Origin of the sequence: Bartonella queenslandensis AUST/NH15, assembly GCF_000312585.1 — a bacterium.
GTDB lineage: Bacteria > Pseudomonadota > Alphaproteobacteria > Rhizobiales > Rhizobiaceae > Bartonella > Bartonella queenslandensis_A.
In genome coordinates, this window is sequence record NZ_HE998003.1 from 201,353 (window position 1) to 212,782 (window position 11,430).

The following is an 11,430-nucleotide window of genomic DNA, read 5'->3' on the forward strand; positions in this document are numbered from 1 at the left end:
AAATCGTACCATGATATTTAATCTGATAACTTCTCTTACGTTTTTTTGCCAAGAGTATTTGTATTTTTAAATTTGCTTTGTTTGTTGAAAGAGATAAAAGTAAAAGAATTTAAATTATTTTTTACTACAGTATTGATATTGTAGGGAGAATCATTATTAAGAGGGATTTTTTTTGTTGCACTTTTGCAATAACCTCTAAAGTGAAAAGATATCAAGGAAACTTTTTAATATTAAATCAAAAAATTGAAAAATATTTAGTATTTTTTATGTCCTAAAAAAACAATTTTCTTGGAAGCTTGAAGATATCTATTGGGATCTTTGAAAAAGCTATAAGTACAATTTCTAAGATTTAAGAAGAAGATATGTCTATCAAAGAACTTTCTAGGACTGTAAATGATGCTGCAATAATAAAATAATTTTTTAGAGAGATTTGTAGAATTAAGTATTTGTTGCTCCTAGACGGATTTTAATAGGGACATTACCAGTTTGACTCGCAACACGTAAATGAATGCGTACAGGAGGCATCATGAGACGACGGTTGCGCATTATTTGGCAAATGAGAAGATTAACAAGAGATTGTGTATCTAATGCAGTTGAATGATATTTTAAACCAGTAAGTTTTGCTGCTGCACCATGAAGAGAACGCAATGAAAGGAAGGATGATTGCTTCAATAATTTTTCTTTTTCATAGAATGAAGCAAAAGCATTATCTTTCATAATACTATCCTTAACGCAAAATTCAAAAACTTTTAGTAGGCTACAGTATAGCAGTTAAAATTTGCTTTCTTTAATGTGGAACACGCATCAAATGCATCTTTTTTTGATTGAAATCCTGTAAATCGGGCTCGATAATAGCGCTGCCCATTTTTTTCAAACAGTTGCATATGTGAAGAGGCGTTCTTTAAAGTAGAAAAAGCTGTATTTTTTGCTTTTAAAAGCAGAGTATTTGCTTGTTCTTCACTAGGAAGAGAACCAATTTGGATAGCCCATCCAGCATTTGTGGATAAAGAAACATTTACAATTTTATGAGTCTCAACTGGTATAGCTTTTTGAGGATTAGGTATCGGTACAATTACCCTATTTACAGCCGTTATTGCGATATTGGAGTTTTTAGGTTGTTCTGCAAATGCTGTCAACATAGTTGAAATTTCATCATCAAAATTGTTTGAATCAGCTTTAATGGTTGGTATAGGAGTCTTTGTGCCTGTGGGTAATTGATAGTGTACAGAGGCCATTAAACGTTCCCCACTTTTCATTTGGTTTGCTTTGGGCAAATATTGATTTAATAAGCTAGCCATATGCTCATCACGTGCAGTAGATGATTTTCCTCCCATAACAACAGCGACAATAGAACGCCCCTCAAGACGCATCGAAGTTGCTAAATTAGAACCTGACATTTGTGTGTAACCTGTTTTAATTCCATCGACACCTTTCATGACTTTGACGAGTTTATTGTGGCTATTAATTGTATGTCCACGGAAATTAAAACTTTTTGTTTTGAACAATTTATATTGTGTTGGAAAATGTTTACGTAAGGCTAATGACAAAGTGGCTATATCTCGTGCCGTAGAATAATTGCGCATATCCGGAAGTCCTGAAGCATTGGCGAAATGTGTATGTTTCATACCAAGTTTACGAGCTTTTGCTGTCATCATTCGAGCGAAATTTTTTTCACTTCCTCCAAGATACTCTGCAATAGCTGTAGCAACATCATTTGCAGATCTTGTAATGAGTGCTTTAGCGGCTGCTTCTGCAGAAATTGTTTGACCTGCTTTAAATCCAATTTTTGTTGGTGGGCGCATTGCTGCATAATGTGAAACAGGAATTGGAGTATTGGGTGTTACACGGCGCATCTGCATAGCTTCAAACAGTAGGTACAATGTCATCATTTTTGTTAAGGAAGCAGGATAACGTTTCAGTGTTGCATTGGCTTGAAAAAGAGTTTTTCCCGTAGTGGCATCTATAACAATAGCTGCATACTTATCAGGATAGGCTCCTTGAGGTGTTGCTGATGCCCAACAGTAAGAAAAAACTAACATAATGAAAGAAATTACTATCTTTTTATAGCAGCGCATAATTTTTTGATGGTTAATATACACTTGTCGTATCCTATTTCTCCATTTTCCCTGAAAAACGTCTATACAGCTTCCTTTTCTGTAACGTACTAATGTAGTCTAGATGAATGGTATTACTAATTTGTTTACAGAAGTTATTTTATGAATGATTTAAATCTTAATCATGGGAGGAAAGTCTTTTCTGATGCGAAAGAGGTATTGCAATAGTTTTGAAAGAACTTAAAATTAATAAAAAGTTTGCTATATGGAAAACGATAATGGGACAAACACTCATAATAGACTCTATACCTCATATTACGCATAACAAAAATATTATATATAATAAAAAGGGCAAGAATTGGGATGAAGGTGGGCATGGTGCGGTTATAATACCTAAGGCTAGAGAAAAAGTTAAAAAACCTAAATTATATCGCGTTCTTTTACTTAATGATGATTACACACCTATGGATTTTGTTGTTTTCGTTTTGAAGAACTTTTTTAAAAAAAGTTTCGAAGAAGCTACACGGATTATGTTAAATGTTCATCACAATGGGATAGGCGAATGCGGAACTTATACTTATGAAATTGCTGAAATGAAAGTCGTACAAGTGAGGGAGTGTGCACGTCAAAATGAACATCCGTTACAATGTGTAATGGAATGGAAGTGAGGAATTATGCCATCTTTTACACCTAGTCTTGAAGAGGTTTTACACCGTGCATTAACAATTGCTACTCAAGCGCGGCATGAATATGCGACATTAGAGCATCTTCTCCTTGCGCTGTTAGATGATGCCGATGCAAATTCCGTTATTCAGGCATGCCAAGTAGATGTAGAGGAATTGCGCGAGCGCTTAACCAATTATCTTCACTCAGAGTTAGATGAACAGATTAGAGCTGATGAGGATACAAAGCCTACAGCTTTTTTCCAGCGTGTTATCCAACGTGCCGTGATTCATGCGCAATCTGCTGGGAAAGATGAAGTGTCAGGGGCAAATGTTCTTGTTGCAATTTTTTCTGAACGTGAAAGCCATGCAGCCTATTTTCTTCAAGAGGTGGGCATGACACGCTATGATGCTGTACGTTTTATTTCACATGGTATTACGCGTGATGATGGATTATCCATGTTACTTGAAGGTCTTGAAGAGCAATTAGATCAGCAGATTTCAGACAATAGTGAAAGAATAACAAGTGCTTTAACGAGTTATTGTATTGATCTCAATTGTAAAGCACGGAGTGGGAAAATTGATTCATTAATTGGTCGTGAAAGAGAAATTTCACGGATGATTCAGATTTTATGTCGACGATCAAAAAATAATCCACTTTTGGTTGGTGATCCTGGAGTAGGAAAAACCGCTATCATTGAGGGATTAGCAAAGCGTATTGTTGATGGGCAAGTGCCTGAAGTTTTATCAAATACAATGATATTTTCTCTTGATATGGGGGGACTTGTTGCTGGTACACGTTATCGCGGTGATTTTGAAGAACGATTAAAGCAAGTTATTAAAGAGTTTGAGCTGTATTCAGATGCTATTTTATTTATTGATGAAATTCATACCTTAATTGGAGCAGGAGCAACATTAGGGGGAAATATGGATGCAGCAAATCTTTTAAAACCTGCATTATCTTCTGGAACTATGCGATGTATTGGGTCGACGACTTACAGAGAATATCGAAAATTCTTTGAACAAGACCGTGCTTTAGAGCGCCGTTTTCAGAAGATTGATATTAATGAACCTTCTGTTCCTGATGCGATTAAGATTTTGCAGGGGATGAAGCCTTACTTTGAAGATTTTCATCAGATCAAATATACAGATCAGGCGATGAAGGCATCCGTAGAATTATCTTCACGCTATATAGTTGATCGTAGGTTACCTGACAAAGCAATTGATATTATTGATGAAAGTGGTGCAGCGCAAAAGCTTTTGCCACAAAAACAGCGAAAAAAGACGATAGGTGTTAAAGAAATTGAAGCAACTGTTGCTACAATTGCAAGGATTCCACCCAAAACAGTTTCGCGGAATGATCAGAAGATATTGAGTAAGCTTGAGAGAGAACTCAAGCACGTTGTTTATGGGCAAGATCAGGCAATTTCCGTCTTAGTTTCATCCATAAAATTGGCACGGGCAGGTTTACGCGAGCCAGATAAGCCAATAGGAAGTTATTTATTTTCAGGACCAACAGGTGTTGGAAAAACTGAAGTTGCAAAACAGCTTGCATCATCTTTGGGCATTGAACTATTACGTTTTGATATGTCGGAATATATGGAGCGTCATACGGTAGCGCGCTTAATCGGTGCTCCTCCAGGTTATATAGGGTTTGATCAAGGAGGACTTCTTACAGATGCAGTTGATCAGAAGCCTCACGCAGTTCTATTGCTCGATGAGATTGAAAAAGCTCATCCAGAGTTATTTAATATTTTATTGCAGGTCATGGATTATGGTCGATTAACAGACCATAACGGCAAGAAAATTGATTTCCGCAATATTATTTTGATTATGACGACCAATGCTGGTGCTTCAGATATGGCAAAATCAACTATTGGATTTGGAAAAGTCCATCGTGATGGTGAGGATATAGAAGCAATCAATCGGTTATTTACACCAGAATTTCGTAATCGTTTAGATGCAATTATTCCGTTTGCGCCTTTATCTCACTTAAGCATCAATCAGATAGTGCAAAAATTTATTTTTCAGCTTGAAGCACAATTAGCTGATCGGGAGATCTGTTTTGAATTAAGCCCTTCTGCAATTTTATGGCTGTCTAATAAAGGATATGATTCTCAAATGGGAGCACGTCCATTAGGCCGTGTTATACAAGAATATATTAAAAAGCCATTAGCAGATGAAATTTTATTTGGAAAGTTACGCAATGGTGGCACTGTTCGCGTATTGACACAAAAATCAAGTGGTGAAAAAGAAAAAATTACAGTTAGAAATTTCTTCTTCCGATTTATCTTTTGGCTCAAAGAAAAGTAAAACGCAAAATTTCACAAAAAAACACGCAGGAAAGAAAAAAACAACATCTTAAGAGCATGTTACAATGCAGCACGAATTTTTTTTGCATTTTCCTCAAGTATTTCTGTAGGTGTTATCACTTCACTGTGAGGGGTAAGTTCTATTCCTTCCATACGTGGTATAATATGGAAGTGGAGATGATAAACGGTTTGTTGACTAGCCGCTTCATTGAATTGCATGATCGTTATACCATCTGCTTGAAAGGCTTTTTTTACGGCATTGGCAATTTTTTGAACAGCTGTAATAACAGGAAATAATATTTCAGTATCGGCATCAAGTAAGTTTCTAGAACCTTTTTTGGGAATGACCAGCGTATGTCCTGGTGCTTGTGGCATGATATCCATGAAGCCAATAACATCATCATCTTCGTAAACACGAACAGAAGGGATTTCATTACGAATTAATTTAGCAAAAATATTGTTATTGTCATAATCTTGTTTCATACAAATATTTCCTTTTATTGTAAGTTTGAAATTCTAATTTCAAAACGGAAAAATGCAAGGTTTATCAGAAGACAAAAAATATTTTGACTTAAGTTACCTTTAAGAGACGCACTATTTTTAATGAAGATTTAGATTTCTATGATGGCTTCAACTTCTACAGGAACATCCATAGGAAGAGAGGCAACACCAATAGCAGAACGGGCGTGTTTCCCAATTTCACCAAGAATGTTGACGAATAAATCAGAAGCTCCATTGGCTACAAACGGGATATCAGTAAAATGAGAATCGACAGCCACAAAAACAGTAATTTTGACCACGCGTTTTATTCTATTGAGATCACCTAGAGTTGCTTTGAGTTGAGCGAGAATATTGAGAGCACAAGCTTCAGATGCTTTTTGGGCTTGTTCGGCATTCACCGTTGCTCCAACTTTACCAATAGCTATTGGTTTTCCATTTATAAGAGGGAGCTGCCCAGAAATAAAAAGTTGATTGCCACTTTGTGAAGTCGTGATGTAATTGGCAAGGGGTTGCGTTGCTGCAGGAAGAGTGATTCCAAATGTTTCTAAGTTTTTTTCAATCACATTCGTCATAATTTAAACTCCATAGCTGTTCTATATATTCATTGCATAACCTATTTTTTAATTTAAGGAAATGTGTGGTTAATTGAGAAATTAGCCTTTTTTGCCTTATTGTATGATGTTATGCAACGGGGAGAAAGTTTGGAATTTGGGAATGATTAGAGCATTATTTATAATAATTTTATATATTGTTTTTTTCTGTACAGCGAGAGCTGAAGAGCCTATTTTTATTGTACCTCATCGAGCAATTTATGATTTTCATCTCGATAGTGTTTCTCATGAAATGACAATTTCTGGGATGTCAGGGCGAATGGTTTACGAGCTTACTGGTTCGGCATGCCAAGGCTATAGCACACGTTTCCGTTTCATTAGCCGTCTTCATATTGAAGATATGCCTGTCCGTTTAACGGATCAACAAACGACGAGTTATGAAACAGGTGATAGCCGTACATTTCGTTTTAATATTACCGATCAAGAGGGAGAAGAGGTTTCACATCGTGCCGAAGGGGTCGCGGAGCGAACGGGAGATGGTATTACGGTTACCTTAAAAAAGCCAAAAGAAAAAGAATATAAGCTCGCGATGGCAGAATTTCCAATGATGCAACTAAAGAATATTATCCGCCATGCAAAAGCAGGGGATCACTTTTATAATGTTACTGTATTTGATGGGACAAATAAAGCAGATAAAGTTATAAAAGAAAGCATCGCCATAGGAGAAAAGAAGGCGCTTTTATCTGACAGTGAGACGGAAAAAATGAGAAAATTGGATCAAGAAGAATATTGGCCTGTTACAATCTCTTATTTTGATGATAGTGAAAATAAAGATGGCTTGCCGGTTTATCGAAGCAGTTTTCTCTTGCATGAGAATGGTGTCATGCGTGATCTTCATATAGATTATGGAACTTTTTCAGTGCGTGCAAAATTGAACAATCTTGAATTCCTCGAACTTGGAGAAGATCTTGATCAATGTGAAAATGCAAATATTAAATGATTAAAGAAAATGACTTGAAAAAGAATCAAATATTAGTATGTTTACGCTATTCCACACGCGGAGTTTGGGTGCTTATAGATGATCTGTGAGAAAAGTCTAGCAAGCATCCGCCGGTAGTAGGTTTTCCTGCTTTTTTCGCGGAGGTTGAACCGGAAAGGATAAAATTTATGGCACTACCCGATTTTACTATGCACCAGCTTTTAGAAGCAGGAGTGCATTTTGGTCACCAGACTCATCGCTGGAATCCCAAAATGGCTCCCTATATTTATGGTCAGCGTAATAACATTCATATTATTGATCTTGCTCAGACTGTTCCACTTTTACATCAAGCGCTTAAACTTGTTTCAGATACTGTTGCGCGTGGTGGCCGTATTCTCTTTGTTGGTACAAAACGGCAGGCATCTGAAATTATTGCTGATGCAGCGAATCGTTCCGCCCAATATTACGTTAATGCGCGTTGGCTTGGCGGTATGCTGACAAACTGGAAAACAATTTCCAATTCAATACATCGTTTGCGGAAGCTTGATAAAATTCTTGCTGCTGAAGCGCAAGGCTTTACCAAAAAAGAGCGTTTAAATCTTGAACGTGATCGTGAAAAGCTTAATCGCGCGCTTGGTGGTATTAAAGATATGGGCTCTGTTCCAGATCTTATCTTTGTTATCGATACAAATAAAGAGAATATTGCACTCCAAGAAGCAAAACGTTTAGGTATTCCAGTGATTGCTATTATTGATACCAATTGTGATCCCGATGATGTAACACATCCAATACCAGGTAATGACGATGCTTCACGTGCAATTTCTCTTTACTGCGATCTTTTTGCTCGTGCTGCTCTTGATGGTATTGCTCGTCAGCAAGGTGCAATGGGTATCGATTTAGGAGCTCAAGTTGATGCGCCTATGGAGCCTGTTTTGGAAGAAAATGCGGTTTTGGCAGTTTCTGAATAATATAAAACGCCTAATTAAGGTACTTTATATTATCTAAAGAAGAAGTTATAGGCGTGCAGAGGAAATTTGCACGCTTTCACTGTTATAGAATAAAGAGGCAAATATGAGCGTTACTGCTGCACAAGTAAAAGAACTTCGAGAATTATCTGGCGCTGGAATGATGGACTGTAAAGCCGCTCTAGCAGAAACCAATGGTGATATGGAAGCTGCGGTTGATTGGCTTCGTAAAAAAGGGATAGCTAAAGCAGATAAAAAGGCTGGTCGTACAGCAGCTGAAGGATTAATCGGCGTTATATCAAAAGATTCACATGCAGTTTTGGTTGAGATTAATTCTGAAACAGATTTTGTTGCACGCAATGATGGATTCCAAGACATTGTGCGTAACGTAGCAACTGCTGCTTTAGATACGCCAGGTGATGTTGAATCTGTTTCTGTTTCTCTTTATCCAGGCTCTGAGAAGACTGTAGAGCTTACAATTAAAGATGCAATTGGTACAATTGGCGAAAATATGACATTTCGTCGTTCCGCTAAATTGTCTGTTGAGAATGGTGTTGTTGCGACTTATATACACAATAGTGTAGCTGATGGGCTTGGAAAACTTGGTGTTTTGGTTGCAATTGAAACAACGGGAAATAAGGAAGCTGCTCTTGCTTTTGGTCGGCAGGTTGCAATGCATATTGCGGCAACCAATCCATTAGCGCTTACAGCACAAGATGTTGATTCTGGTGCTGTTGAACGTGAAAAAGCAATTTTTTCAGATCAAGCACGTCAGTCTGGAAAGCCTGAAAATATCATTGAAAAAATGGTGGAAGGACGTATGCGTAAGTTTTTTGAAGAGGTTGTTTTGCTTTCTCAAGCTTTTGTTATGAATCCTGATATAACTGTTGAGGCTGCTTTAAAGGATGCTGAGAAATCAATTGGTGCTCCAGCGAAAATCACGGGCTTTATTCGTTTTGCACTAGGTGAAGGTGTAGAAAAAGAGGAATCTGATTTTGCTGCAGAGGTTGCAGCAGCTGTAAAAGGCTAGTTATTGCAAACTCTTGATCAGAGATTTAAAATCATCACTGGTTTTAGAAACTCTGATGCGAATGGCGTAATTGTTGTGAGGGCGTCACGTGAAAAAAAGTGGTGCCCTTCGTGGTGTCAAAAGCAAAAAAGTAAATGTACTTTTGGGGAGATTATTAATGGCATTAGCACGTCCATATAAACGTATTCTTTTAAAGGCTTCTGGTGAAGCTCTTATGGGGGGGCAGAGTTTTGGCATTGATGTTTCTGTTGTCGACCGTATTGCTGCTGATATTGCAGAAGTGCGCGCAATGGGGATAGAAGTTGCGGTTGTTATCGGTGGGGGAAATATTTTTCGTGGCGTTGCTGTTGCTTCACATGGTGGGGATCGCGTGACAGGTGATCATATGGGAATGCTTGCAACGGCCATTAACTCTTTAGCATTGCGAACATCATTGACAAAACTAGGGGTTGAAACTGTTGTGCTCTCTGCGATTGCTATGCCACAAATTTGTGAAAGTTTTTCGCAACGTAAAGCAATAGCTTATATGAATCAGGGAAAAGTTGTTATTTTTGCGGGTGGTACAGGAAATCCCTTTTTTACCACTGATTCTGCTGCGACTTTACGTGCAGCAGAAATTGGTGCAGATGTCCTTCTTAAAGGAACACAAGTCGATGGTATCTATTCAGCAGATCCAAAGATAGATCCTACAGCTAAGCGTTTTGACCAATTAACACATGTTGAAATTTTGCAATGGGGATTATCGGTTATGGATTCAACGGCGGTCACTTTAGCTCGTGAGAACAATGTACCGATTATTGTGTATTCCATTCATGAAAAAGGCGGTTTAGCGAAGGTCTTGAATGGAACAGGGCGCTTTACAATGGTATCGGAATAAGGGTAAGCTTCAAAGGACAATTGAAGGAGACAGAAATATGAATGTTGCATCAATTATGGATGATCTGAAACGTCGCATGGATGGCGCTATTACGGCTTTTAAACATGAATTAGGTGGCTTGCGGACAGGACGGGCATCGGCGAGTTTATTAGAACCGTTAACCGTTGAATCTTATGGTTCTGTTGTACATATCAATCAGGTTGCTAATATTTCTGTTCCCGAACCTCGGATGCTTTCCGTTTCTGTATGGGATAAAACGATGGTAGGCGCTGTTGAGCGTGCTATTCGCGATTCTGGTCTTGGTTTGAATCCTATAACTGATGGTACGAATTTACGGATTCCTTTGCCTGAGTTGAATGAAGAGCGCCGTAAGGAACTTGTAAAAATTGCGCATCACTATGCAGAGCAAGCGCGTGTTGCTACACGTCATGTTCGTCGTGATGGTATGGACAATTTAAAAAAGTTAGAAAAAGATGGTGAAATTGGACAAGATGAAGCCCATAGTTTATCCGAGAAAGTTCAAAAACTTACAGATGAAACTATTGCTGATATCGATAAGGTTTTAGCTGCGAAAGAATCTGAGATTATGCACGTTTAAGACGGTTTTTCGCTAGAAAAATATTCTACTTCCAGTGTGTAAATTATTTTTATTTGGATAAGAGCATAGAGTAATGCGCACTATGGTAGCAAGGTGTGATACAGGGAGCTGTTTTATCGTCTGATCATCTTGATAGGGGAAAGATTGATTTGAAAGGGTGAATGTTTTTATTTTTTAATCTGTGAGTGGATTTTGTCCTTTATTTGCGGACACTATTACAGCATGATGAATGTTTTTTGTTCAGCATGTTTTGTCAAACTGCATGATGAGAAACATTATGAGGGATTACTCAAATGATGGGGCTTGGAAAATACTATAGCGCAAAATAATATCTCACTCTTACCGCCCATTATAAAATAATGCGCGTAGGATGGGTTACGCAGATGTTATGGGGTGTAGATAGCTGCTGTTTTATTTTATGTTTGAAAAAATATTTGAAAACTTATTTTAGGATTAACCTTGATAAGGAAGATTTTTGAAGCTGTTTTCATTGATTATTCGTCTTATAAGCGCTATCTTGGTAAACTAGATCTTTATAGTAAATTATAAGAGAAATTTGTACAAGTATGAAATAAAAATACTGGAGAGGGCGATTTTTCTTGCATCAATTTTAGAGTTTGTATTTTCTATTTTTATTGTTTGGATGTTGTTTTGTCTAATTTAGTTTATCGTGTTCTAACAGCTTTTGTTTTGGGCGTTATTGCTTTGTATCTGACATGGTTGGGAGGAACCACTTTTTTTCTTTTTGCATGGTGTATTGGCGGTTTTATTCTTTATGAGTGGATGATTATTACTCAAGAGAAGTGGTGTTTTTTACAAAAGATATTAGCAAGTATTTTTTATTTTCTCTTTGGCTTTTTTTTAGTATTGAATGTATCTGCTTTGCTGGTTTTTGTGTTTT

The 11,430-nt window shown here is 37.3% G+C and carries 10 protein-coding genes and 2 pseudogenes; 8 read left to right on the top strand and 4 right to left on the bottom strand.

Features of this window, described 5'->3' with window-relative positions; translation table 11 throughout:
- Window positions 1-438: 438 nt before the first annotated feature.
- Both BN338_RS06025 and BN338_RS06030 read right to left on the bottom strand, forming a co-directional pair.
- Window positions 439-717: a hypothetical protein gene (locus tag BN338_RS06025; RefSeq protein ID WP_039760022.1), complete on the bottom strand. Its 279-nt coding sequence runs from the start codon at window positions 715-717 to the stop codon at window positions 439-441.
- A gap of 32 nt (window positions 718-749) precedes the next feature.
- Window positions 750-2,099 carry a D-alanyl-D-alanine carboxypeptidase gene (locus tag BN338_RS06030; RefSeq protein WP_039760025.1) on the bottom strand — a complete coding sequence of 450 codons (1,350 nt, stop codon included), beginning with the start codon at window positions 2,097-2,099 and terminating at the stop codon, window positions 750-752.
- 233 nt (window positions 2,100-2,332) lie between these two features.
- Here BN338_RS06030 and clpS point away from each other — a divergent pair, with 233 nt between their 5' ends.
- The gene (clpS, locus tag BN338_RS06035; RefSeq protein WP_039760150.1) at window positions 2,333-2,722 is read left to right on the top strand and encodes an ATP-dependent Clp protease adapter ClpS; all 390 of its coding nucleotides are present in this window, start codon (window positions 2,333-2,335) and stop codon (window positions 2,720-2,722) included.
- A gap of 6 nt (window positions 2,723-2,728) precedes the next feature.
- A pseudogene (gene clpA / locus BN338_RS06040) lies at window positions 2,729-5,081 on the top strand (ATP-dependent Clp protease ATP-binding subunit ClpA).
- Window positions 5,082-5,088: 7 nt separating this feature from the next.
- Here clpA and BN338_RS06045 read toward each other — a convergent pair.
- Window positions 5,089-5,511: an HIT family protein gene (locus BN338_RS06045; protein ID WP_039760027.1), complete on the bottom strand. Its 423-nt coding sequence runs from the start codon at window positions 5,509-5,511 to the stop codon at window positions 5,089-5,091.
- A gap of 128 nt (window positions 5,512-5,639) precedes the next feature.
- On the bottom strand, window positions 5,640-6,101 hold the full coding sequence (locus tag BN338_RS06050; RefSeq protein ID WP_039760029.1) for a RidA family protein: 462 nt from the start codon (window positions 6,099-6,101) through the stop codon (window positions 5,640-5,642).
- A gap of 142 nt (window positions 6,102-6,243) precedes the next feature.
- On the opposite strand from BN338_RS06050, the gene BN338_RS06055 reads away from it, so the two are divergent.
- The 6 genes and pseudogenes from BN338_RS06055 to BN338_RS11655 all read left to right on the top strand — a co-directional run.
- On the top strand, window positions 6,244-7,080 hold the full coding sequence (locus BN338_RS06055; protein WP_039760031.1) for a cell envelope integrity EipB family protein: 837 nt from the start codon (window positions 6,244-6,246) through the stop codon (window positions 7,078-7,080).
- Window positions 7,081-7,247: 167 nt separating this feature from the next.
- Window positions 7,248-8,027, top strand: coding sequence for a 30S ribosomal protein S2 (gene rpsB / locus BN338_RS06060; protein ID WP_039760035.1), 780 nt, complete (start codon window positions 7,248-7,250; stop codon window positions 8,025-8,027).
- 103 nt (window positions 8,028-8,130) lie between these two features.
- On the top strand, window positions 8,131-9,054 hold the full coding sequence (gene tsf, locus BN338_RS06065; RefSeq protein WP_039760036.1) for a translation elongation factor Ts: 924 nt from the start codon (window positions 8,131-8,133) through the stop codon (window positions 9,052-9,054).
- Between the two features lie 157 nt (window positions 9,055-9,211).
- Window positions 9,212-9,931 (top strand): UMP kinase, encoded by a 720-nt coding sequence (gene pyrH / locus BN338_RS06070; RefSeq protein WP_012231497.1) that lies wholly within the window; start codon window positions 9,212-9,214, stop codon window positions 9,929-9,931.
- 37 nt (window positions 9,932-9,968) lie between these two features.
- A complete protein-coding gene (frr, locus tag BN338_RS06075; protein ID WP_039760038.1) occupies window positions 9,969-10,529 on the top strand; it encodes a ribosome recycling factor in 561 nt (186 codons plus the stop codon).
- Window positions 10,530-11,180: 651 nt separating this feature from the next.
- Window positions 11,181-11,430: pseudogene (locus BN338_RS11655) on the top strand (phosphatidate cytidylyltransferase); the annotation flags it as partial.